The following is a 23,806-nucleotide window of genomic DNA, read 5'->3' as shown; positions in this document are numbered from 1 at the left end:
TTAGTTCTAGCTTCTTTCATCTAAAAAGGTCAAATGATTCTGTTCCGAAAAACTCTTCAGCTTTGCTGCCATATCATCCACTTTAAAGCGGTTTAAAAATTTGGAATACACCCATCGCTGCTTGCCCTTTTGTTCAACCAATACGTATCCAGGCTTGACGATGATTTGCTTGATATTTTCAGCATATAAGGTGTATTCCTTGACAAGCCCTCTTTTTGCAAGACTAGCCTTGTTCACTTTAAGGTAAGGACGACGGACAAAATATACAAACAGTCCCAGGACGAAATAACTGGCCATTGTGAATAAGGACATATTGCCTTGTCCTGCTTGTGGAGAGGTAACGATCAAAAATAAGAGAACAATTAAACATAATAGAGTAAGTAATGTACTTCTACCTTTAAACACTTGAGGCTGATCTCGATCAGTGATAAGGGGAATGCCTTGTTTCAAACGATTTTTATTGGCTGCTTTAGTGTTTTTACGCACCATTCTTTCCCAATTACGCGACATTCATATAACCTCCAAAATTAAGAGTCACTGCAACAAATATAAGCTTAACCAGTATAGCAGATTCTGCGCTGGCTAAGCTTATTCAATTATCGATCCTTCTAAACTCTACACCCCATTTTGATTAAGCGGTTCTTCTTCATTGCCTTCATTAAGATCATCCTTCATGATATTAACCGGGGTTGTGTTTTTTGCGTTTTCCAATATGTCGTTTACAAAAGCCATATCCTGATTTCTTGCTTTCATGTTTGCAGTTCCTGCATAATTTCCACGGTGCTTTTTATTTTCCATTTTTCCAAAAATCACTCCTTTTATTTAATACAAATATAGGATGTGTTAATGACCTAATTATTATTTTAACAACGGCCAGAACTAGGCAACCATCCCGGCACTCTCTCTATGGTATAGCAGATTCTTATTCTCCTTATGGAGGTGTGCTATGGGTATAGAGTTAATCGGGCTGCATTGGTTGTATTTAGCAATTGTCATTATGCTAATCGGTTGTATGATCCTGCGAAGAGACACCACTTTATTGTGTATCTTGGGGATTTTCCTGATAGGAATCCTGGCGACTAATTCGATTGCTTCTTCAGTAGCGGTATTTTTACCAGCTTCATTTTTGCCATCAAAGAGCTCCTTAGTACGATTCTCATTATTTCGACCATCGTCGCTATGAGCCGGGTGCTGACCAATACCGGTATCAACGAAGTTATGGTCTCGCCGTTTACCCGCTTGATGCGGACCCCTTCTTGGGCTTATTGGACGATCGGGATCGTCATGATGGTTATTTCGTGGTTTTTCTGGCCGTCACCGGCGGTTGCGTTGATCGGTGTTGTACTGCTTCCAGCTGCCATGCGAGTTGGGCTTCCACCGATTGCCGTAGCCGTAGCGATGAATTTCGGGCACGGAATCGCACTCTCCGGAGACTTCGTCATTCAAGCTGCCCCTAAGCTCACGGCCGATGCGGCGGGCATTCCCATCAGCAGTGTTATCTCTGCCAGTGTACCATTGGTCTTCGTCATGGGTGCGGTGACGACGATTATCGCATTTTGGATGATACGCAAAGATTTAAAATCCGGTAAATTGACCAACTTCAGCGAAGGCTCCCAGGCAGACGGCTATCTTGGAGCGACTGATGACAAGACGCAAATTTACAGTCTCACGCCCGCTACACGCAAAGTGATGGCTGTTATCATTACCCTCCTGTATGTGATCGATGTGCTGGCGATGTACTTTCTTAAGCTCCAGGGCGGGGATGCTACGGCATTGCTGGGAGGCACTTCGATCCTCATTCTGGTGATTATCAGTATGCTGGCGCACCAAAACAAAGGACTGGAGAAAATTACAGAGTATCTGGTCGATGGTTTTCATTTTGGCTTCAAGGTGTTCGGCCCGGTTATTCCGATCGCCGCTTTCTTCTATCTCGGTGATTCCGCTTTAATTGAGATTTTCGGCAAAGTATTGCCTGCAGGCTCAAACGGTATAGTGAACGACCTTGGCGTTGCCTTGGCCCATACCGTTCCTGTCAATGCTCCCGTTGGAGCCGTAACGCTTGCTGCGACCGGGGCCATCACAGGCTTGGACGGCTCCGGGTTCTCGGGTATCTCCCTTGTCGGTTCCATCGCTCATTTATTCTCGACCGCGATCGGACATGGAATAGCCACCCTGACTGCACTCGGTCAAATTGCAGCTATCTGGGTCGGCGGTGGCACGATCATACCGTGGGTGCTCATTCCTGCGGCGGCGATCTGTGGAGTTAGCCCTTTCGAGGTGGCAAGGCGCAATCTCTACCCCGTGCTCATCGGGCTTACCGTGACAACCATTGTGGCCATGTTTCTTATCTAGGATTTCATTTGATTTTATCTATAAGCTGTAACAATTTCCTATTTCTTTCATCCTGTTCTTCTTTAGAAGCCAGGTCATATTTTTTTAAAAGGTGAAACAGCTCGTTTAATGTAGGTTGTGTGTGCTCGCTCTTTAGAAACCGTTTCAAGTCCTGATAAATCAGTTCCGGTAAAAAATCTTGTTGGCTTTCAAGCTTTTGAATCACATCCTCATGAGCATGATCGAGATTGCATGTCCCCATTTTGATCACCTTTTCAGTCGAAGTTTGGATCTATGTTGATGATAACAAAAATCCATGATAATTCCTACAAGGGAATACCTGTAATCGACAACAGGATTCGAGTACCTTTTTAACAGTGATTTGGTAAACTATGAAAAAAGATTCATAGGAGGCCAAAAATGATTGAATCGATCTCAGGCGGAATCGCGTTCGTGGCATTTCTCACTATATTTATCATGCTGGTACTTTGTATAGATGTAATAAAAAGCAGCTTAAAACTACTCAAATCCCATAAAAGTAAGCCCACTAACCAAGTGAAAGATACCGCGATTAACCAAGAAAATAGGATCCATGACAAAAAATTGGTTTACCCGTTTTATGTGGACTACAGCCGCAGTATTGATCCTCACCAAAAATACTCTCCATCGACATTGTCAAAATAAAATAAGTTGTTTGTTAAAAGATAATCTAAAGCATGTTTCCTCATCATTCGAATAAAAATCAATTCTTCCGTTGTTCTTTTCCATGATCTCTTTGCATATGGCCAAGCCTAAACCCGTACCATTTTCCTTGTTTGTCATAAAAGGCAAAAACAGGGATTCCCTTAACTCTTGGGGTATTTTAGGACCATTGTTGATGATGCTGATATAGATATATTCGCCATCCTCATTGCACAATATTTTCAATTCCCTTTGCTCATTTATTGTAATGAGAGCATCAATGGCATTGCTGATTATATTTGACAGTACTTGTTGGATGGATATTTTTTGAACATGTATCGTACAATTTTCTATGATGTTTGTCGTAAAATTTATATTTTCGCTGTTCAATCGCGGGATGAGCAAAAACAGTGTTGAATTAATTAACGATGTAAGGGAGATATCGATTTTCTTTTCTTCAAATGCTTTATTTCGGGAAAAACTGAGGAAACCGGTTATTTGCATATTGATGGCTTCGAATTCATCATCGATCACATCGATGTATTTAAGTAATTGTGCCTGGCCTCGGTTGAGAATATTCTGACGAATCAGTTTTAAAAATCCGGCAATTGAAGTCAACGGATTACGGATTTCATGGGCCATGCTGGAAGCCATTTTGCCGATTAAATTTAACCGGTCTTCATGCAATTTATCGATGATGACATCCTGCTCTTTCATCAATTTTTCTTTCAACACCCTATACTCTTCAACCTTTTCTTTTGCAGCTTGCAGCTCACTTTCCATCATTTTCATCGAGGTTATATCTGCGATGTGCACATAAAATCCGCGGACATAACCGTCATAAATATCGGGTGTGTAAGTTGTAAGGATATGCCAAATCCCTGCATGGGGGAATGGAACCTCTCTTTCAATAACCTGTACGTGTCCTTCCAGGACTCCCTTTATGCAGGGGAGCTCCTCTGAATACTGGGGCCCGAGCAATTTTTTCATCGTTATTCCTATCATTTCATCTTTCGATTTTCCAAACCAGTCTTGATAGGCATGGTTGGCAAACTTACATACTTGATTTCTATCCCAGTAAGATAACATAGCTTGAATTTGTTCAACCAAGGCTAGTGCAAATTCTTCTTTTGAAGCGGGAATGGGTATATGCTTGTTCTCATTACTCATCTTAATCGCCTCTTATCTTATAATCTCGACATCCTATTGCCAAAATGTCGTAATTAAGCAGCTATATGTAAATGATAGTAAACGAATACAGCTAAAAAGTTTGTCATAATGTGGTTCTGGTTCAATTAAATATATCGACATTTTTTTCATTAACCAACAAATCCCCGGAGCCAAATAAGCTCTTGGGGATTACTTGATAGACCCTGTACCGGCTATTTTCACATGAAGCTTAACATCGAAACGGACGTTTGGATACAACGTTTGCCAATCGCTCCAAGTCTTGTCCCCAGCTGGATGAGTGGCCTGGAAGCGGAGACCGAAGCCGACGGGATCGACCCCTTTTTGCTGAAGCAGCACTAATAATTTTTGAATTCGTTCCTCCCCGTCTTTTTCCGCTTCCTGCTCGTAGTCCCTCCAATTTTCATTATAAAATACTTTGTTTGTCTCTTCGATTGTTCCCTCTATTTTCACTTTCAAATGGACAGTCGGGGGCTGACTTCCCTCCCCGTCCTGAATATTGTATTTCCAAATGAGGTCTCTGACGGAAAGCATGAAGTCGGCCATACTCGATTTCGTTGTAAGCTCGAGTCTGGTAAATGTTCGGACATACGTGATGAATATGCGTGTCTGCTCGGGCGACAGGGTATGCACTCCCCGATCTTTATTCAGAAGCATCACCCGATTAATGGTATAGGAATCCTTATTCGCCTGGATGACGGGGAGGAAAGGATCCTTGCCTTTTTCTTTGACGCGTCGATAGAAATCGAATAGATACTCCGTTATGGTGTAAGACGATTCCGTCCCTTCCTGGTCGAAGCTGAGAAAGAGAGCATTGCCCGCCAGCTGCTCGGATTTTGGCTTGATATTCAGCACCGCTCTCGCCGTAGGTTCTCCCACAGCCACATACCCGATCAATTGAATGTCACCTCGCCGCACCAGCCAGTCGAGCGGTTCGGCAATGCTTTGCTCAGCAAGCGATTTTCCCAATATGCATATTTTGGCATGACCGAATTCCAGGTCTTTATCCACCTTAGATTTGATCAGGCGAACCGCTTCCGTCAGAGTATTAGCGTCCTCTTGAACGATTTCGAACTTGGACTTACCGGGTACTATGGTTTGGGAGGGAATGGCTAACTTGAGCGAAACCCGGTAACGTTTATCCGGATTCCCGCTATCATCGATTCCGATCGCCGTAACGAAAAACCGTTTATCGATATCCTTGAAGCCGCATCCGGTCAAGAAAAGCACCAACAGTGCAAGAATGGCAGTCTTTTTCATGCCTTTCCCTTCCTTCCTTTTTTTAATGCGGCAAAGCATAAGAGGATGACCAGCCCGACCTCACTCCAACACCGGATGTTTAGAAAATAACCTGCAAAAACACTCTGCATTTTTTCTTTGACCATAATCTGGTAGACGACCGTCAACAAACCGAAGACGACGCATAGGCACCAGCTCAAAACCGGTGTTTCCACCCGATCGAGATTCGGCTTTTTGGAAGAAAACAAGCCTTTGAACAGCTCGGCCCCAACATGCCATAACACAGACACGTAAACAAACGAAATCAGTATATACGCCATGACGAAAAAAAACACAACCCTCTCGAAGAAGCCATACTTCATGCGCAAGGAATCCGCAGTGGAAACCCAAACATGGGTGTAATTATTCACCCCAATGGTTCCGTGGAGGCCGATCGGAATAAAGAAAGAAGTGGCCAATGTTAAATAGCCCATAATCGGTAATATCCACCGATAACGAAACTTCTCTTCCTGCTTGAAATTCCGATTGAAAATGCAAAAGTTGAGGTAGCCGATTAATACGATTGAAGCGGAAGATAATGCTGTGAGGGACGGCGGGTGACCAACATAATTCGCAACGGTTCGAATGGCGTCCCAGTCGAGCAGCTTGCTGCTATATGCTTTGACAAATATAAAGATCAACGTTGGTAGAGCCAGTACTATGGCGGTCTCTTGGCCAAACAACACAGTACGGGTGGGGCGGGTTGCGGCCCAAATACAAATCAGAGAAAAAAAGACTACGAGGTAAGTCAGTTTGATCTCCGTATTAAAGAAGCGGACGATAATGATCGCAATATTATTCGTGAACATGGTCCCAAGGCTAAACCAATACAGTACGTAATACAACAGCACGGGTTTCCAAATCCACGCGGGCAGCGACTCCCGAAAAATTTCAGGCAATCCCATCCCGGGAAACTTGCGGATCGCTGCAGAGAAGAGAAAGGCAAGCAAAGATCCAATCGCCCCTCCTAGTATCAAAGCCATAACTGCCCCTTTGAACCGATCTTCTATCAGGTAATGGGGCGCAAAAAAGAACAGGTTCATCAACATGCTTATCACCACGTTATAGTAAAAATAGCGGTTTATGATGCTTTCCCCCCTTTCTTCATCCCGCTGGGAGAGCGTTCATCAGCGAAAATGCGAAAATAGGGCTGCCCGAAGCTGCGCACGTTTGCCAGCCAGAACACAAGGACAAAAAAACCGGCAGCCAAACCCGTCACCCCGAGCAAGGTTGCCATAAGAATCAAAGGGATACGGATTACCCTTATAGCATTAAAAATGGGATTCACGGGAATCACAAAACTGGAAATCGCGACGAGCGAGATCACGATAATCAAGATACTGCTGACCAGCCCCGCCTGCTGTGCGGCTTGTCCGAGAATTAACCCTCCTACAGTTGCGGCGGTTGAACCGATAAGTCGGGGCAGACGGATACTGGCTTCCGTTAAAGCCTCTATCATGAATAACATAATCAAGACTTCTACATAGGAAGGATACGGGACGGCAGCCCGGCTTCCAGCAAGGGAAAAAGTAAGCTGCACACGGAATATTTCCGGACTGAAGGATACGGCAGCAATGTAAATCGCAGGCAGAAACAGAGTGAAAAAAATGGACAGGTATCTCAAAATAACGGTAAACCGGGAAAACCAGTAGTTCATGTAACCATCGTCCATGGACGATACGAAATCGTAAAAAACGACAGGACCGATCACGGCGAACGGGGTTCCTTGAACAAATAACACGATCTTCCCCTGAGACAGATTGAGAACGGCGCGATCCGGCCTATCGGTATGGAGCATGGTTGGGAACAGGGAGTACTTTTGACGATTCAGGAGCAAGTACAACTGGATGGGGGCCTGGACTACAGCGGCATCCAATTCCTTCATTCTTTCTTTCACATGACCAAGCGCGGTCATGTTCACTACAGCCGAGTCATACAACAAGGAGACCTTTGATTGGGTTGTTGTTCCCGCGGTAAGGTTCTCCATGATCAAATCGGCGGACGGATATCTTTGGCGGATGATGCTGACATTGGTTTCATTATCTTCAGAAAACGCATTCTGGGGGCCGTACAACGTTCCTTCCACAGTGGACGGACTTTGCTGGTTACCGAAATCTTTGACTGCTTTAAACGCCAGGATCTGATCATCCATGAATATCAACGCATATCCCGCGTAAAGCTTTTGCTGCAGGCTTCCTGTATCGGAGGCTTCGAATGTTTCGGCCATATCCTGAATATATTGCGCAAACTCGGCAAGACTCGGTTTTTCGGCAAAAGGGACACGGATGAACTTGTACAGTTTATTCGGATCGCAAAGGGAAACATTATACATCAGATGCAGGGTGCCGTCCTCTTTTTGAAGCTGCAGGATTTGGTTGTCATCCGTAGACGATATTCGGTCGACTAACTCTTCGCGCAAACTGTCTAGCTGTTCACTCATTGCTGCAGCCCCTCCTTCCACCTTTCAGGTTATTATACCCAAACAAGGAAAAAACAGTCCCGGGAAGGAACTGCTGCAAAAGTGAGGTTAGATTCTTGTTTTCCTGTTACATTACGCCTAAGCTAATAAATTTGATAGCCAAATCATTTAGTATGTTTGTGTCGCAAACAAATTATAGGGCATGTTTATGTCGCACACAGCTACACAAACATGCCCTATAGTTGTGCGTCTGGATCAAAATCCGCAAATTAGTTACCCTCTGCCCTAACCTTTGTTACCATTTCCATTATTACCATTTCCTTTGTTACCATTTCCTTTGTCATTATTTCCTTTGTCATTTTTTCCTTTGTCATCATTTCCTTTTTCATCATTTCCTTTTTCATCATTTCCATTGTTACCAGTTCCTTTGTTACCAGTTCCTTTGCCGGTTCCTTTGCCGGTTCCTTTTATTGCAACGGGATTTCGAACCAAGAACTCATCTAGTCCCAATTCTTTTGCTTGCTCAATGAACTCATTTATTTGATCATCTCCCATATAGATCCTCCTTCAAAATCAGATTCCTTAAATTTAAGGTTGCTTTAGCTTATGTGAAGATAATGTCGGACGTACTGGGTATATATTGAATTTGTTATCAAATCCTTAGATTTCCTCATACAATAATAGGCAGAATAATATTGGAAGGAATGATGTCATGAACCATCATATTTTTCCGACCTACAGAGTTTCTATTGAGCCCAAAAGGCTTAAAGAACTGCAAAAGAACATATGGGATGAGAAACCGGTTCCTTCAATAATGGAAGTGGATAAACGCCCTTACGAAATAGGCATTTCTTATCGTGGGGATCACATACGCAAATTCCGCAAAAAATCGTTTCGAATCGACCTTGGAACATGCAGCGATTATTTTGAAGGTCGTGAAATTCATCTTAACGCCGAGTATCGTGACCCCTCTATTATGAGAAGCAAGCTATCCTTTGATTTTTTTCAAACAACCGGGACCTTTTCTCCCGATTGCAAGCATGTTTTACTCGAACTGAACGGAAAGTCTAAAGGAATTTATTTGCAGCTTGAATCTGTTGATGATCTTTTTTTGCAAAAGAGAAAGCTTCCAAATGGCCCCATATTTTATGCAACTAATTATCATGCCAATTTTTCATTGCTGAACCCGAAGAGTGAGCCTAAAAAATCCCTGCTTTCAGGATATAGGAGAAAAATCGGTAACGATAAAGATGCCCTTGATTTAGAAATGCTGATTTATAAAATTAATACGATCCCAAGAAGTGATTTTGGTGGAGAAATCATAAAATACTTGGATGTAAAAAAATATTTGCTGTGGTTATGTGGAGTAATATGTACTCAGAATTATGATGGTTTTATACACAATTATTCACTTTATCGTAATGAAGAAACCGGATTATATGAAATCATTCCATGGGATTATGATGCCACATGGGGAAGGGATGTGCACGGGGGTATGATGGAACACGATTATGTTCCTATTGAAGGTTATAATACACTGACTGCGCGCCTTCTTGATGTTAAGGATTTCCGCGATCAATATCGTCTTTTACTTGAAGAAATTTTGGAAACCTCATTTACTGCTGCAGCTTTGGAGCCTAAAATTACCAGTCTACATACACAATTGCGACCCTATTTAACACTAGATCCTTATATGAGAAATTCGATCCCTAAATTTGATAAAGAACCCGAATTTATTCTTCGTTTCATCGCTGATCGGAACAGCTATCTCCGAAATCATTTAAAAGATCTATAAATTGTTAGGAGAGAAAGGAGTTGCTGCTGTGAGACCCATATATATGAAAGATACTGGCAAGTATGGTCGAGGGATTTACGCTGCACGTGATATTAAGAATGGAGAAATGCTTGATGAAGCACCTGTGATTATATCGCCTAAATCCGAACGGGAGCATCTGAAGAAAACCGTACTCCATAATTACTTCTTCCGTTGGGATGGGGATTTAGCGATTGCTTTAGGGTATGGATCGATATTTAATCACTCCTACACCCCAAATGCGAGGTATTTTACTAACATAGATAATCAAACGATTGACTTTTATGCTATGGCAGACATTAGGGAGGGTGAGGAAATCACAGTAAATTACAATGGCGACCCCAAAGATAAATCTCCTATATGGTTTGATGTATTGGACTAAATAAAATCATTGACGCAGCTCCTTTTGTATAATAGAGTAGTAATAAATATGATACAATATGTATCTAAAATGAAAAAAAACAATTCGTTTGGGAGGAAATCAGAGGATGAAGATCCTCGGATTGGTCGAATATGAAGGCTAACTTGGAAATGATTCGGGGTTTCAAGCAAATCATCGCGAATAGGGGTTACCTCGAGATTCCGTCGCATGGGCTCAGCATGTTTCCGCTGCTCCAGACGGGTACGATTTGCCGCTTCGTTGCCTTCGATCCGGACAGGGTGAAGAGAGGCGACATTCTTTTGTTCGTAGCTCGTACGGGCAACTTGGTCGGACATCGCTTCATCAAGCGGGTAGATTTGGAAGCCGGAATCGTCCAATATATTTGCAAAGGCGATTCCAATCCCGACATCGACCTGCCGATCAACTCAGATCAAATCGTCGGTGCTATGGAATCGATGCAAAAATACGGGAGATGGCTTCGTTCCGATTCATTTTTGATGCAAGCTTGGGGTGAAATCGTCCTTACAATACCGGCCTTCTCCAAAGTCATTCGTATGTATTTAAGGCTCAAACGAATAAAACCACCCGCCAAATTAACGTAAGTGGATTTCTCCGGCTCGGATATATCATCTTGTTGTACTCCCTTTGGGAAACAGGAACCTAAACAGAGCTGTGATACAATGTTTTAATGTATCGAAGTCAAAAAATTCATAGTAAAAAAAATTCAAATAAACCTCAATGGGCTTGTAGCTAGAATCTCTAATTGCCTTATAGTCCCACCACAGCCGGGTACTTTTTTGATAAGGCAGTTCTTTGATCTGTTCGAGGTGTGGAAAGTGATGATATACAATCGCTAACGTCCTGGTTATTCTTCTCCGTGTGTTATGCTCAGCCGCCTGCTTAAACAAATCGTTATAATCAAATTGTTTGTTTACACTATGAATCATTTGTATGATGTCTATAAAATACTTCAAAGAGTCCAAATTATGCCTCCAACCATGAAGACAAATCATATAAAAGGTATGAAACTCTGACAATTCCATGACATATGTGAACGAATTTATAGGCTTCGCCTGATTCCAAAACTCATTTATATTTAAATCGGACGTGTTGTCTTTCAACAAATGCCAATGCAATTCCACTGTCAACGGAATAGATGAATGTGGTAATGGTTTGCTGAAGCTCCAATGAAAATGGGAAGGGATATGCTCTTGCTCAATTGTAAAGCCCATTGATTTCACACAGTTAATTGCTTTCTCCAAATCCAACGGGTTTATTAATAGGTCAATATCGGAAGTACCTCTGGCCCCAACATGACCAAAATACTTTTCAGCAAAGCTTATGCCTTTGAGCGGGATGACCGATATACCTGCATCTTCAAATTTTTTTAGCAATCGTTCTGTTTGACTTTTGATCAGGATATTGGGGTATAAGATCTCATTGTATTTTTGTTCCAAACGCTTCTGAAAAAAAGATGGTGTTTGCTCCAATTTTGCTTGCTGCTTCAATAAAAAATATATTTGGGAAGATACCGAAAAATATTCAATATCCTCTAACGTCTTCTCATAAAAACCCGGATTTCGGGGAAGCGGAATTCGTGGATCATACAATGCTTGTATCAGATGCAGGATCATTATCTGCTTCTCCTCTCCAAACTGATACATTTTGTATCTGAAAATAGAATATGACACTTTACGTGTCGTGTCAATAAAGTTTTTTCGATATGTTCCAGACCCTTTCCCCGATTGTAGGCATAAAAATAGCCCCGATCAGCTCGGAGCGAGAGTCTTCTTAATGACTGCGATTGTCTAGTTCACTTCTAAGAAAATGGATAAACTTAAAAGCCTCTTCTCGCGTTAAATCATTGTTATTACTCTTAAAGTTGAACATTTCCAAAATATCATCTTCAGGAAGATGCAAGTTTTCAATTAATTTTTGTACTTCCAAATTTAAGCTTATTTTGTCCATAACATTAAATCTCCTCCTTTTATTAAATCTACATTGAATCGGACGGAGGCTTTTTCGGCAGCTGGCTGGCATTTTGGTGTATGATTACCCAAATTAGCCCCTATAGCTTTGCGTCACCATTTTTCAATGGTTTTGCCCTTATCGTACCGATTCATGCTATAGGAAAACTATATCACAAAAACTAAATGAATTTCCATATAATACAATACATAATTCGAAGGTCTTTAGAACCTTATGTCCGTCAACTCAAATCAAATACGAAAAAACCTCTTACGAATGATAATCAAGTCCAACCCCAAAAGAAACCGTCTCGATCCCACGCCGCTTTTCCGGCATGCAGTTTTTTAAATGCTTTCTTTACATTCTTTGAAATTGCCTGATTTCCATTTTCATTAACATAAATAAACGTTTCGCCAAAGTTATTTATTATATAGTTAACCGCATCAGCTTGATACAAAATCCCAGCCGATTTTACTTCATTAAGCATCCATTCAGCAACTTCATTCGCTGAAAATCCCACTTTAATCACTCCTTATATAATCCCTAACACCATTCAAAACTCTTGCAACAAAGAAAAACCACCATTGAGGTGGATTTTCTTTGTTTAAGCGGGTGATGGGAATACTCTAAATTCTGATTGAACAGTTTCCTATGGAAACAAAGCAGCGGTAAATTTAGACGCTCGTCCTACTTGGATGATTCGGGATGCTTTCACGGACGGTCGAACCCTAGGGTTCGCTTCCCTTACTTGCAACAAAGAAAAACCACCATTAAGGTGGATTTTCTTTGTTTAAGCGGGTGATGGGAATCGAACCCACGCTATCAGCTTGGAAGGCTGAAGTTCTACCATTGAACTACACCCGCATATGAACAGAATTGTCGTTTAGTGGTCGGGACGACACGATTTGAACATGCGACCCCCTGCTCCCAAAGCAGGTGCTCTACCAAGCTGAGCTACGTCCCGGAAAGGCTGTAAAACCTTCGTCCTCTAACAGCGACAAAAATTAATATATCACGATGAACACGAAATTGCAACTTCAAATTGGACTCTTTTCTACAGACTGAAGATGTTGGAGCTAGAAGTCGCTGCCCTTAATTCATGGTTCCCAAATGGTTAAATGGAAAGAAGCGCAGAACGGCTTTACCGATAATATCTTTTTCAGCAACAAATGGTGTTTGCTTCCACATATGGGAATCATAACTGATATTACGGTTATCGCCCAAGAAGAAATAGTGTCCCTCGGGAACGGTGACTTTCGCGAAAGTATAGGTCATTTTATCCTTAACATAAGGCTCGTTAACTTTTTGCCCGTTTCGGAATAAGGCGCCATCCTTGATTTCAATCGTGTCGCCTGGCAGCCCGATAAGCCGTTTGACATAACGATCGGTATTTCCTTCAATTGGCGGCCAGAAGACGACAATATCGCCGAATTTGAAATCGCTGAGACCTTTTACTTTTTCCACGATAAGCCTGTCATTGATTTGGATGGTCGGGACCATCGAATCAGTGGGAACTATCATTGCTTGGGCTACATATGTGTTGAACAAGAAAGTCACGACAAAGGCAATCAGGAGACTGGGTCCCCATTCTTTAAGAATTGCCATTATTTTTTTCATTATTTTGATCTCCTTTATCTTGGTTGCATCGCGGTACTCCAGCATGCTTTTATCTTAATCGAATTGACTTCAGAGAACCTTAATCCTAGATAAAAACTGGTTGCCTTACCTTTTGACAAGCCTATGGAATTAGCTGTTTAATTAAGATGTACCCAAAAATTGAGGAGTGATGACTTTGAAATACCGCAGATTAGGCAAAACAGAACTGAAAGTATCCATCATTGGCATTGGCACCTGGCAGTTCGGGGGCGAGTGGGGATTGGATTATTCACAGAAAGAAGCGGATGCCATTCTCGATAAAGCGAAAGACCTGGGCATCAACCTCATTGACACAGCAGAATGCTATGGAGATCACCTCTCCGAGTCCTTCATTGGCAGCTATATGCAAAGAAACAACCGTCAGGATTGGGTGCTGGCCACCAAGTTCGGGCATCACTTTCATGAGCGTTTTAAGCGCACGGAAGAATGGACCCCGCAAGAGGTAGTAAAACAGCTGGAAGCATCGCTTCTGGCGCTCAAAACCGACTATATCGATCTATATCAATTCCATTCAGGTCCAGATGAAGCCTTCGACAACGATGAAATGTGGAACGTATTGAACAAGCAGGTGGAGGCGGGCAAAATTCGCCATCTGGGCACGTCTATCGGCAAGAACGATAATATTCATCAGACGGAAGCTTCCTCTAAAGTCAACTCACAAGCGATTCAAGTGGTATACAACCGTCTTGACCGAGCTCCTGAGGAGCGTGTATTTCCTACCTGCATAGAGCAGGATCTGGGCGTGCTTGCCCGTGTGCCTCTAGCCAGCGGGTACTTAAGCGGCAAATACAAACCGGGGGCTGTTTTCGACGAAACGGATGTACGCCATAGACATGATCGTGAAGCCACCTTGCAGAAGCTGCAAGAGGTCGAGCGTATCGAGCAGCAAGAGGTTCCACAAGGTATGGATATGGCCAAATGGGCGCTGGCATGGTGCCTCAAGCATCCTGCGGTAACTGCCGTTATTCCAGGCTGTAAAAATGCAGATCAGGTGACCATTAATGCCAGCTCCGTAGATCTCGTAAGTACTAACCATCCGCAGGATTGGAAAGATTGAGAAAAAGTTTAACGCATCCAACTTAGTTTTCTACCCGCCATTTTTAGGGGAAGGGACAAAACTGTTTCTCTAGACCCACACAAACTCCATCCGTTACACTGTTCCTATAGGGTCATAAAACGGATGGGGGTTTCCGCTTTGGAAGTTTACGAGAATTTAAAGCATGCGGAAAAAGGAGCCTGGCTCAGTATATCCGTTTATGTCATTTTATCCGCGGCAAAGATTATGATCGGCTATGCCTACCATTCCGACGCACTCACCGCCGACGGTTTTAACAATATGACAGATATCTTGGCAAACATTGCGGTTCTGATAGGTCTGCGAATTTCTCGCAAACCGCCTGATCGCGATCATCCTTATGGACATTTTCGCGCTGAAACTATTGCATCGTTAATAGCCGCTTTTATCATGGCCGCTGTGGGTATTCAAGTTTTGTTTGCAGCGGGAACAAAAATTCTGCACCAAGATATCGTCGTCCCAGACCAAATTGCTGCTTGGACAGCACTATTTTCTGCTGCGATCATGCTGGTCGTGTATCGCTATAACGTCAGGCTTTCCAAGGAGGTAAACAGCCCGTCCATTCTGGCTGCAGCTAAAGACAATCGCTCTGATGCTTGGGTCAGCATAGGCGCATGTGCTGGAATTCTTGGCGCAGGCTGGGGTTTGCCATGGCTCGACCCGCTCGCTGCATTATTGGTGGGAGTACTCATTTGCAAGACGGCTTGGGGCATATTTTGGGATTCAACCCATGCCCTGACGGATGGCTTTGATGAAGGTAAGCTGGATGTTTTCAAATCGACCATCGAGAAAATACAGGGTGTGGAATCCATCGGAGACATTAAAGCGAGGGTGCACGGCAATCAAGTATTGATTGATGTCACGATCCATGTGAATGATGAGCTCAGTATTGCCGAAGGCCATGAGATCAGCGACAAAGTGGAGGATAGAATGCAGAAAAAGCATAAAATCAACTACGTTCACGTGCACGTTGAACCCCAAGTGAAGACAGAGTGAAGCATGCCAAACAACTTGAGATAGAGCAAACAACATATCGAACAGGGCGGATATCCGCCCTGTTTTGTCGGTCAAGAGCAGCTCAATACACCATAAAATCCTTTCTATATACCTTCTCATTATCTTCAGGGTCCATTACCCTTACTTCCAGCAACCATGCCCCTTTAAATGGCAGATAAGCTCCTTCCGCCTTATAGCTGGTCTTGACAAATCCGTACGATTCTTCTACGGTCTGGTCGGAATAGGGTGCCAGCGGAACCTCAATAGGAGCTATTTTTTTATCATTTTCATAATGTAAAATCATTTGTACCTGCTTCGGCTTCCCTGTTTTTTCCGGCATCCAGACCTTTACAGTGAAGCTGTTAACGCCTTGTATATTAGGGGTAATGTCGGCTGACATGTGGACGGTTTCTCCCATCACATGCCAATTTAACGGCTCATTAGCCGGAATTGGCGCCAAGTATGTGATAAAACCGACAATCCCGATAATGATCAGCATCAAGCTGAAATCAAGCTTGAACAAGCGTTGGAATTGTTGTTCCCGCTTATGCCTCATCGCGCTGCGCAAGAAAATGCCTGTGAGGATGATCAAGACCACCAGCCCTATTTTCACGAGCAATAATTGGCCCCAGAGGGTATATAACAAATATTGCAGATTGGGCAGAAAGAGCAGGATGGTCGCAGAACCGGTAAGCGTCAGCACGACAATAGAGATCAGCGCCATTTTGGAAAAGGCTTGAAGGAAGGTGCCGATTCCCTCTTCCTTTTTTTGCAGGAGAAGTGCCGCCAGCAGCACGAGTCCCCCTACCCAAAGCGCAGCGGCTGCCAAATGAATAAAGTCCAGCGCCACGGTTAGGCTTTGAGGAGGGAAAGCTGCGGCATGGCCGGTGCCACTTTTCACAGCCAATAAAGCGATGACCCATAGTGCATCAGCCCACAGCCATCTTTGCAGCAATGCAAAACCAGCGAGCGAAAGTACGAGAAGTCCTGTCCAGCTTAGTCCAACGCCTGTTGAGGTAAAGAGCTGAGCGATCTGGGAGCCTCCTACTGCTCCATCATGCCCGAGCAAATCTTCCATGTGGGTGAAAATAAAAATGAGCAGAGCAATAAAATGTACTCGCTGTAAATTCCTTGTCCACGAAGAAAGTGCTAGCCTTGCTGCTGCGCCGCCCGAACCAGGGAGCCTCAGCCAAAGAATCCAGCCTGCCAAAGCAAGAACGGAGAAATACCAAAAGCCCCTGGAAACATACTGCACAACGATGGTGGCATTGGCTGAGGACAGATCCCCGTGATTGTGCACCGAAGGAGCGGAGAGATTGGGAGAAGTGTCCGACAATGGCGGGTTGCCGATCGTCATGGGATAACTGCCGCCGACGGGATGGCCGTCTGCCGAGATGACGTGATAGCTGATGACGTAGATGCCATCAGGCAGCTTCGGTATCTGAAGCTCGATTCCCGTATGATCCGGATTCATGACCGCTTTTTGCTTGGCGATTTCAGATCCCTTTTGGTCAAACAGCTTGATGTAAAAAAGCCCCTCATCCAAGCGTTCATTGAACGTAAAGGAGATCAGGCTCGGAGATTCCTTTAAATGACTGTTCGCAGGCGGATTAGCATGAATCAAGGATGCATGTGCCGAAACCGTTTGAGCGAACAGGCCTGAAGCCGCTGTAAGTAAAACAAGCATGATAATCAGGGGCATCAGCTTTTTGTATCTATACATGGACATTAGTTTGCTCCTCAAGAGGCACTTATTCTGAAATCGGTTTTCGCCCGGCAAAGCCATCGTAACGGGTATGGTAATACTCGATTTTGGCTTCCCCCTGCCGCCAGCACAGAAGCACCTCTTGATCCTCAAGCACAGCAGGAAAATCGACGAGTCCAATATCGATATCTTTCAGCTCAATACCTTTCATCTGAAAGCTTTGTATATGATTTTTGGCTTCAATTTGTAAAAATTCCAGCTCTGCCTCCAAAGTGAAAAAATGGTCGCTATCGAGCCCGCTTTCTGTCGTATAGCTGAACTCCTTAAGTTTCTTCAGCTCGAGATGCTTGACCTCAAATTTGCGTTTCAATAACTGCAGAGCTCGCAAGATTTGATCAACGACAGGTATCAGCTCATTCGCTTCCGCTAAAGTAAAATATTTCGCAGCCATAAAATTAGTACCTCCTATATGTAACAACGGATCATAATTCCAATTAGGTTCACATCTGATTTTAGCAAACTAACCTTACTTAAAGCAAAAGAGGGATGGACATAAGCCCACCCCTTTTCTCTATTTCAGCATTTTTTGTACCCTCATCTCCAGCTCGACCAATGAGAAGGGTTTGGTCATGTAATCATCAGCTCCAAGCTTGAAGCCCCTTACGATGTCATCCTCTCTCTGTTTGCCGGATAGCATAAGGATCTTCATTCCCTGCTGTGAGTACTGTGGATCCGATTTCAATATGGCCATCAAGCTGAGTCCATTCATCTTCGGCATGACGCTGTCGAGAATGCATATATCAATCTGAACTTCCCTTAAGATTTGGAAGGCTTCCTCACCATCTGAAGCCTGAATAATTTCGATTGGCAAATGCTCAAGCTGTGAAACAACAATAGATCTTAATATTAAATCGTCATCTACCAGGAGCAGCTTTTTCTTCTGATCTTGTACGGGTATGATATATATATCTTTATTGCCTTTTTGGGCATTGCTATTATGCGCTCCAAGCACTCTGTTTCGGCCCTGCTGCTTGGCTTGGTACATGGCGGTATCCGCGAGACGAAGCCACTCCTTGATTGGCATACCAGGCTGCCACTGGGCAACACCGGCGGAAAATGTTACGGAAAAGGCCTGTCCATCATATTGGGCAACAGGCTGGCTTTTCGCTTGATCCAGAATCATTTGGATCGAACGCACCCCCTGTTCCTCCGTGCTGCCTGGCAGAACAATAATGAATTCTTCTCCTCCAAAACGGGCCAAGAGATCCGTTGTGCGAATGTTCATCTGCAGCATATGCGAGAGCCCTTGCAGCACCAAATCACCAACATGATGGCCATAAGTATCATTAATGTACTTAAACATGTCAATATCAATAAACACAAGTGAAATGGGTACCGAGGAGCGTTCAATTCGCTGAAGCTCCAAGCCGATTTGATGATCGAAATACCTTCTGTTATTAGCTCCTGTAAGCGGGTCTCGAAAAGCCAATTGCTCGAAGTTACGGCTTCTCTTCAACAGACTGTAAATACGAGCGGCAAGCTCTTCATATTGAAAAGGTTTGGTTACATAATCGTCGGCACCCAGTTTGAAGCAGCGAACCTTATCGTTCAAATCTTTACTGCCCGAAAGCACGATCAAGGGAATCCATTTCAAGGTAGGGTCTTCCTTTAAATATTCAAACAGGTCGTATCCCGGTTGCGGATACAGCTTTAAATCAAGCATGATCAGATCATAGGTCTGCTCATGGAGCCTTCGCTTGGCTGTTTCTATATCGGGAGCGTCGTCCACCATACAACCATCCAGCTGCAAGCGTCGCTTCAAATAAGAACGAAGCACATGATCGTCGTCGACAATCAGCAGTCGACACTGCATACTGCCCAGCATCACTGCCAAGCCTTGCTGATTATGTTCATCCATATCCAGTTCCGTAAGTCCATCTTTATCTGATTCCACTGGCGATAAATCATCGTCATTGAATGTATTCATAGCTACTCCCGCTTCACATTCCATTTTGATTATTATAACATTCCGGCAGGGGGCAGGAAATAAGAATATGTGGATACATTGCGCAAAAATTAGAAAAACTTATACTTTCAAATCAAATCGAGTAGGAGGGGGTGACTAACCCCCGACCTCTCACACCACCGTACGTACCGTTCGGTATACGGCGGTTCATGAAATATTCCGTAAGTAGTTGTATCTGTCCGTCAAGCTCTTCAGACCATTGGATTTCCAATAATAGTTGTCCAACGCTCGGCTTAAAATCGGACTTCCTGCAACGCGCCAATACCCTTTACGGGTATTTCCCCATTCAAAGGCTTTGTCCTTAGGAATCCCCAAGGATACAAGCCTTTTTACTTTGGTCTTAGGTAACTTCCATTGCTTCCAAAGACACATACGTAGCCTTCTTCGAATCCACTTGTCCATATCCATAAAAATACTTGGCGTATCTGCGAGCGAGAAATAGCCGCACCATCCGATAAGGTATTGGTTCAGCTCTTTAATCCGCTCCTCCATCTTCATTGGCTTCTTCCGAGAGGTAATCTCTCGGATTTTGGCCTTAGCTTTCTGTAAGGATTGCTTGGCAATTCTTACTTTTGGCTGTTCGTTCACGCTAAAACTAAATCCAAGAAACTTTCGTTTCCACGGACGGTCTATCGCACTTTTCGCTTGGTTTACCTTAAGTTTGAGCTTGCTCTCAATGAATTTGGTCACAGTCGCCTTCACTCGTTCGCCTGCTCTTTGGGTCTTTACGTAGATGTTGCAGTCGTCCGCATAGCGGACGAAGCGGAGTCCACGCTTCTCTAGTTCTTGGTCTAGTTCATCCAGCACAATGTTGGAAAACAGCGGACTTAACGGACCACCTTATGAGAAGTAAAGTATTATGCAAAGTAAATCGCTACAAACCCAATATTCATCAGGATTGTAGCTAGTTTTACTTTGCATAATATCTGTTCAAGTTAGAGACTGGTCAGCCACGCAATGAGATCTTCATCTTGGTTCCATTGCGGCAGTCCTTCTGAAACCATGTTAGGGTAGGCCTGCTCCAACGCTTTTCGTTTCAACTCTGTATCCGCCCGAGCGTAAACCTCCGTCGTGGTAATGTCAACATGCCCTAACAGATCCCGTATGTAGATCAAATTAACACCGGCCTGTAATAAATGCATTGCTTTTGTATGTCTCAGTACATGTGGAGTTACTTTGTCCGGAATGGCTGAAGAAACAGCACGAGCACGGGCAACATATTTATCCAAGATAAATGCAACGCCTTCCCGTGTCATCTTCCCATGCTGTCGGTTACAAAAAAGAGGCCGATCTTGCATGCCAATTTGAAGCAAGCGGGCCTCTGTCATAAACTGCCTGAGTACGGCCTCCGTGTTAGACATGAGTGGGACATGTCTAGTTTTTCGACCTTTACCAGTAAGGCTTAGAACCGGAGGCGGGTCTAAGCGAACGTCACGGACACGTAGATCAACTAATTCTTGCACCCTGGCCCCAGTATCGTACAAGACGGATAACAACGTCGCATCACGGCGCCCTCCAGATGTAGAAAGATCGGGCTGTGCGAGTATTAGTTGTAACGAATCGGGAGTAAGATGGTTCACCGTCGGCTTTGGCGCCTTTTTCATTGGAATGGCAAGGATTTTCTGGTAGTTGAGCAAACCGACAGGATGTTCCGTCTGCACATAACGGAAAAATGCATGAATGCATGCCAAGCGCTGGTTCCGCGTAGATATGCCGTTGTTTCTAACCTCTTCAAGCCACTTCAAAAAGGCGAGTACCAGTGATTCATCTATCTGCGAAAGCCCGAGCCTCTCAATAGTCAGACCTTTTTCTTGTTTGCAGTAAGTAAGGAACAGTTTAAAAGTGTCTCGGTAGGATGAAATGGTGTTGGGACTAACGTTGCGCTGTCCTGGAAGGTAAGCAGATAAATATTGGGATAACGCCTTGGCAAGGTCAGTTGGTTTCAAGGCCATCTCCTCCCATAGCGGGGATGACGTGACCGAAAGCCTGCTCCACTTTTGCCGTAATATCCGGGTAAAGTTCCGCAGTAAGTCTCAGGTATTGGGATGTATCACTAAACGAATGGTGTCCTAAATATGTTTTTAGAATAGGTAGATAAGCTGTTAGATCTTTACCTTCCAGAACCCAACGTCGAAGGCAATGGACGGCAAAGGTATGGCGGAAGTCGTGAATGCGAGGTCCTTTTCCCCATCCGCCGTGAGAAATTCGAGCCTTCCAGAGGAAATTTCGGAAGTTCTTGTACACATTATTGTGGGTGACAGCTCGTCCATTTGGAGCCGGAAAAAAATACGCATTTACATCTGAAAAAGGATGAACCTGTTTCATATAGGCATGGCATCGTTGAAGCAGTTCCGCAGAAAGTGGGACCAGTCTGTCCTTATTGAATTTCCCATCCAGAATGGTTAGTACGCCGCTTTCTAGGTCCACATCCCGCAATTTCAGATGTAGTGCTTCAGAGATTCGTAAACCGCAACCGTAGAGCAAACGGAACAACAACGGCATGATCCATTGTCTATCTGGAACCTCAGGACGGTAGTGACAAGCGTTAGCCTGCTTAAAAAGCGCCGCGAGCTCTTCATTACTGAAAATGTACGGGATGTATCGGGGCCCCTTTGGCATGATGTTCTTCGGCACTAGATAAGCTTGAACGCCAAGACGGTTCATATACATAGCCAGTTGCCGTACGACAATAATCCGGTTCTGCAGGGTCGCCTGGGCTTCATTCGGTCGCTTCTGAATCCATGCTTGGACCAGTTCTTTGGATATATGTGGTTCTGTGCAGCCATATGCCACACAGAACTGGTCAAACTTAAAGAGTGACCTTGCACTGATGTCATACTTGTAGCCAAGCGATTGTTTTTGGTGGATCATTGCTTGGATGTGCTCTTGTAAGGGGCTGCGGAAGAAGAATTCAGACATGAAGAAACACCCCCTCAGGGTTCAACGCGCATTCGCGCAGCATGTCTACGTCCACCTTAAGATAAACAGCTGTCGAATCCGAACTGACATGCCCCAGTATGTCCGAAATGACGGATAAGGGCGTATTCTCTTGGAGAAGCTTGCTTGCCAATGTGTGCCGCAAAGAATGCATACCTTTCTTCTTCTGAGGGGAGATCGGGATTTTCGCCAATTTCATGTATTTAACGATGATCTGGTGTAATCTGTCCTCATCCGCGAAAGGTTCCAACGGCGCAAGATGTCGCAAGAATACATAAGGGGATTCTACTTTCGGACGCCCATTTTTGAGATAGTCAATGATCGCCCAGCCGACATCTGGCAAAAGAGGCAAGTTCAGCTCCCTCGAAGTCTTCGACTGCATAAGCGTAATGCGATTCTCTTGCCATTTCAGATTCTCCAGTTTCAAGCGTTTGAGGTCGATTGTTCGTAGACCTAAGCGAGCAACTAAGAGGATCATGGCGTAATCCCTTTTTCCAGCCGGGTTACCTCTGTCGATCGCCCCAAGCAATTTGGTGACATGGTCTTGTGTCCATACAGAAGGAATGCGGTTCTGCTTCCTAGCCTTTATGGATGGAATGGTTTCGGCCAGATCTTGCGGATGAAGCTGGTTGCTGTGAAGGTAGCGTAGAAATGACCGCAGCGCACAAAGTTGCTGCTCTACCGTTTTGTAGCTGTATCCGAGCAGGGTCAAGAAAATGAAGCCCGGCTTCCTCAGTGAATTTAGCTGATTTTTCCGACTCCAAAAATACGGCGATTCGTCGCCACATCGACCTGTAATACTTGATCGATTGCTCGTTGTAGTGCAGACGGTAAAGCTCTTTCTCGAGACGAGCAGTTAATTCCGAAAATGGTACTTCCATGATGCTACCTCCGAATTGTATAGTGAGAATCTGCTTCTCCTACTAAACATTTCGGAATATTATGCAAAGTAATCTGGATCAAATTCCTTTTCTGTCTAGGGTCGTGGGGTTTACTTTGCATAACGAGTTACTACACATAAAGTCCAAAAGCGTCCAAAATTGTGAAGATATCTCCGCTCGCAGCCTGAATGACTACATCAAAAAAGCTCAAAAATTTCTCGGCGATCTTCTTGTAATGAATCTGCGTCACCTTTGAATATTCTTTCATTTCGCAGTGTATTACGTAATGATGGATCCTTTCTTCAAATATCTTGCTCTGTAGAAGTTTCTTTTGCTTGTACTACCTGCGAAGGATACAGCCGTGTTGCTGGAAATCCCCAAGCATTCTGACCACTCGAAAGACGTTAATGATCGATTGTGTGAGTTTTCCGGTTTTCTCCAGTTCGAAGAAGTTGTACTCACGTCCAACC

25 protein-coding genes, 2 tRNA genes, 2 pseudogenes and 1 riboswitch are annotated in these 23,806 nt (G+C 44.0%); of the genes and pseudogenes, 7 read left to right on the top strand and 22 right to left on the bottom strand.

Annotated features, from left to right (window positions below):
- Window positions 1–6: 6 nt before the first annotated feature.
- Together BLV33_RS21775 and BLV33_RS21770 are read right to left on the bottom strand one after the other, a co-directional pair.
- Complete coding sequence (locus tag BLV33_RS21775; protein ID WP_090796791.1) at window positions 7–510, bottom strand: hypothetical protein; 504 nt, start codon at window positions 508–510, stop codon at window positions 7–9.
- Between the two features lie 105 nt (window positions 511–615).
- Window positions 616–798 carry a hypothetical protein gene (locus BLV33_RS21770; protein WP_090796788.1) on the bottom strand — a complete coding sequence of 61 codons (183 nt, stop codon included), beginning with the start codon at window positions 796–798 and terminating at the stop codon, window positions 616–618.
- A gap of 148 nt (window positions 799–946) precedes the next feature.
- Here BLV33_RS21770 and BLV33_RS21765 point away from each other — a divergent pair.
- Window positions 947–2,352: pseudogene (locus BLV33_RS21765) on the top strand (hypothetical protein).
- Between the two features lie 4 nt (window positions 2,353–2,356).
- Here the strand turns inward: BLV33_RS21765 and BLV33_RS21760 are convergent.
- Window positions 2,357–2,593, bottom strand: a complete 237-nt coding sequence (locus tag BLV33_RS21760) for a group-specific protein (RefSeq protein ID WP_090796784.1) — start codon at window positions 2,591–2,593, stop codon at window positions 2,357–2,359.
- Between the two features lie 158 nt (window positions 2,594–2,751).
- Between BLV33_RS21760 and BLV33_RS21755 the strand changes: the two genes are divergently transcribed.
- Window positions 2,752–3,015 (top strand): hypothetical protein, encoded by a 264-nt coding sequence (locus tag BLV33_RS21755; RefSeq protein ID WP_090796781.1) that lies wholly within the window; start codon window positions 2,752–2,754, stop codon window positions 3,013–3,015.
- On the opposite strand, the gene BLV33_RS21750 is transcribed toward BLV33_RS21755, so the two are convergent.
- From BLV33_RS21750 to BLV33_RS21730, 5 genes are all read right to left on the bottom strand, one after another.
- Window positions 3,007–4,182 (bottom strand): two-component system sensor histidine kinase NtrB, encoded by a 1,176-nt coding sequence (locus BLV33_RS21750; protein ID WP_090796777.1) that lies wholly within the window; start codon window positions 4,180–4,182, stop codon window positions 3,007–3,009. The two genes, BLV33_RS21755 and BLV33_RS21750, sit on opposite strands and share 9 nt — an antisense overlap.
- 189 nt (window positions 4,183–4,371) lie before the next feature.
- Window positions 4,372–5,460 carry a Ger(x)C family spore germination protein gene (locus tag BLV33_RS21745; protein ID WP_171909243.1) on the bottom strand — a complete coding sequence of 363 codons (1,089 nt, stop codon included), beginning with the start codon at window positions 5,458–5,460 and terminating at the stop codon, window positions 4,372–4,374.
- Window positions 5,457–6,527, bottom strand: coding sequence for a GerAB/ArcD/ProY family transporter (locus BLV33_RS21740; protein ID WP_139305793.1), 1,071 nt, complete (start codon window positions 6,525–6,527; stop codon window positions 5,457–5,459). Before BLV33_RS21740 ends, BLV33_RS21745 begins: the two co-directional genes overlap by 4 nt.
- A gap of 32 nt (window positions 6,528–6,559) precedes the next feature.
- Window positions 6,560–7,918 (bottom strand): spore germination protein, encoded by a 1,359-nt coding sequence (locus BLV33_RS21735; protein ID WP_090796768.1) that lies wholly within the window; start codon window positions 7,916–7,918, stop codon window positions 6,560–6,562.
- Window positions 7,919–8,182: 264 nt separating this feature from the next.
- Window positions 8,183–8,452 carry a hypothetical protein gene (locus BLV33_RS21730; protein WP_090796765.1) on the bottom strand — a complete coding sequence of 90 codons (270 nt, stop codon included), beginning with the start codon at window positions 8,450–8,452 and terminating at the stop codon, window positions 8,183–8,185.
- Window positions 8,453–8,609: 157 nt separating this feature from the next.
- Between BLV33_RS21730 and BLV33_RS21725 the strand changes: the two genes are divergently transcribed.
- From BLV33_RS21725 to BLV33_RS21715, 3 genes are all read left to right on the top strand, one after another.
- Window positions 8,610–9,692 carry a CotH kinase family protein gene (locus BLV33_RS21725; protein ID WP_090796763.1) on the top strand — a complete coding sequence of 361 codons (1,083 nt, stop codon included), beginning with the start codon at window positions 8,610–8,612 and terminating at the stop codon, window positions 9,690–9,692.
- Window positions 9,693–9,720: 28 nt separating this feature from the next.
- Window positions 9,721–10,092: an SET domain-containing protein gene (locus BLV33_RS21720; RefSeq protein WP_253187129.1), complete on the top strand. Its 372-nt coding sequence runs from the start codon at window positions 9,721–9,723 to the stop codon at window positions 10,090–10,092.
- 131 nt (window positions 10,093–10,223) lie between these two features.
- Window positions 10,224–10,694 carry a S24/S26 family peptidase gene (locus tag BLV33_RS21715; RefSeq protein ID WP_090796759.1) on the top strand — a complete coding sequence of 157 codons (471 nt, stop codon included), beginning with the start codon at window positions 10,224–10,226 and terminating at the stop codon, window positions 10,692–10,694.
- A gap of 24 nt (window positions 10,695–10,718) precedes the next feature.
- Here the strand turns inward: BLV33_RS21715 and BLV33_RS21710 are convergent, their stop codons facing one another.
- The 6 genes from BLV33_RS21710 to lepB form a co-directional block, all read right to left on the bottom strand.
- Complete coding sequence (locus BLV33_RS21710) at window positions 10,719–11,726, bottom strand: nucleotidyltransferase domain-containing protein (RefSeq protein ID WP_090796756.1); 1,008 nt, start codon at window positions 11,724–11,726, stop codon at window positions 10,719–10,721.
- A 157-nt stretch (window positions 11,727–11,883) separates the two neighbouring features.
- Window positions 11,884–12,060 carry a hypothetical protein gene (locus BLV33_RS29465; protein WP_171909242.1) on the bottom strand — a complete coding sequence of 59 codons (177 nt, stop codon included), beginning with the start codon at window positions 12,058–12,060 and terminating at the stop codon, window positions 11,884–11,886.
- Window positions 12,061–12,113: 53 nt separating this feature from the next.
- A riboswitch (cyclic di-GMP riboswitch) is annotated at window positions 12,114–12,207 on the bottom strand.
- A 136-nt stretch (window positions 12,208–12,343) separates the two neighbouring features.
- Window positions 12,344–12,580: a DUF6953 family protein gene (locus BLV33_RS21705; protein ID WP_171909241.1), complete on the bottom strand. Its 237-nt coding sequence runs from the start codon at window positions 12,578–12,580 to the stop codon at window positions 12,344–12,346.
- Between the two features lie 273 nt (window positions 12,581–12,853).
- Window positions 12,854–12,924: transfer RNA gene (locus tag BLV33_RS21700), tRNA-Gly, on the bottom strand.
- Between the two features lie 23 nt (window positions 12,925–12,947).
- Window positions 12,948–13,024, bottom strand: a tRNA-Pro gene (locus tag BLV33_RS21695).
- A gap of 128 nt (window positions 13,025–13,152) precedes the next feature.
- Entirely contained in the window at window positions 13,153–13,677 is a 525-nt protein-coding gene (gene lepB / locus BLV33_RS21690; RefSeq protein WP_090796753.1) for a signal peptidase I, read from the bottom strand.
- Window positions 13,678–13,852: 175 nt separating this feature from the next.
- On the opposite strand from lepB, the gene BLV33_RS21685 reads away from it, so the two are divergent.
- On the top strand, window positions 13,853–14,773 hold the full coding sequence (locus BLV33_RS21685; RefSeq protein ID WP_090796749.1) for an aldo/keto reductase: 921 nt from the start codon (window positions 13,853–13,855) through the stop codon (window positions 14,771–14,773).
- 138 nt (window positions 14,774–14,911) lie between these two features.
- Entirely contained in the window at window positions 14,912–15,787 is an 876-nt protein-coding gene (locus tag BLV33_RS21680) for a cation diffusion facilitator family transporter (protein ID WP_090796746.1), read from the top strand.
- Between the two features lie 82 nt (window positions 15,788–15,869).
- Here the strand turns inward: BLV33_RS21680 and BLV33_RS21675 are convergent, their stop codons facing one another.
- The 8 genes and pseudogenes from BLV33_RS21675 to BLV33_RS30210 all read right to left on the bottom strand — a co-directional run bounded on the left by BLV33_RS21675 (window position 15,870) and on the right by BLV33_RS30210 (window position 23,336).
- A complete protein-coding gene (locus BLV33_RS21675; RefSeq protein ID WP_171909240.1) occupies window positions 15,870–17,516 on the bottom strand; it encodes a copper resistance CopC/CopD family protein in 1,647 nt (548 codons plus the stop codon).
- A gap of 22 nt (window positions 17,517–17,538) precedes the next feature.
- Window positions 17,539–17,943, bottom strand: coding sequence for a DUF2203 domain-containing protein (locus tag BLV33_RS21670; protein WP_090796740.1), 405 nt, complete (start codon window positions 17,941–17,943; stop codon window positions 17,539–17,541).
- A 120-nt stretch (window positions 17,944–18,063) separates the two neighbouring features.
- On the bottom strand, window positions 18,064–19,479 hold the full coding sequence (locus BLV33_RS21665) for a GGDEF domain-containing response regulator (RefSeq protein WP_171909239.1): 1,416 nt from the start codon (window positions 19,477–19,479) through the stop codon (window positions 18,064–18,066).
- 186 nt (window positions 19,480–19,665) lie between these two features.
- A pseudogene (locus BLV33_RS21660) lies at window positions 19,666–20,358 on the bottom strand (group II intron maturase-specific domain-containing protein); the annotation flags it as partial.
- Between the two features lie 95 nt (window positions 20,359–20,453).
- On the bottom strand, window positions 20,454–21,470 hold the full coding sequence (locus tag BLV33_RS21655) for a site-specific integrase (protein ID WP_366414831.1): 1,017 nt from the start codon (window positions 21,468–21,470) through the stop codon (window positions 20,454–20,456).
- The gene (locus BLV33_RS21650) at window positions 21,451–22,437 is read right to left on the bottom strand and encodes a tyrosine-type recombinase/integrase (RefSeq protein WP_090796725.1); all 987 of its coding nucleotides are present in this window, start codon (window positions 22,435–22,437) and stop codon (window positions 21,451–21,453) included. The genes BLV33_RS21655 and BLV33_RS21650 overlap by 20 nt, the downstream gene beginning before the upstream one ends.
- On the bottom strand, window positions 22,430–23,020 hold the full coding sequence (locus BLV33_RS21645) for a site-specific integrase (protein WP_290439082.1): 591 nt from the start codon (window positions 23,018–23,020) through the stop codon (window positions 22,430–22,432). The genes BLV33_RS21650 and BLV33_RS21645 overlap by 8 nt, the downstream gene beginning before the upstream one ends.
- 13 nt (window positions 23,021–23,033) lie before the next feature.
- On the bottom strand, window positions 23,034–23,336 hold the full coding sequence (locus BLV33_RS30210) for a hypothetical protein (RefSeq protein ID WP_253187274.1): 303 nt from the start codon (window positions 23,334–23,336) through the stop codon (window positions 23,034–23,036).
- Window positions 23,337–23,806: the final 470 nt, after the last annotated feature.

This window comes from Paenibacillus sp. GP183, assembly GCF_900104695.1.
In the GTDB taxonomy this organism is placed as follows: domain Bacteria; phylum Bacillota; class Bacilli; order Paenibacillales; family NBRC-103111; genus Paenibacillus_AI.
This window is presented reverse-complemented; position numbering and strand designations above follow the sequence as displayed.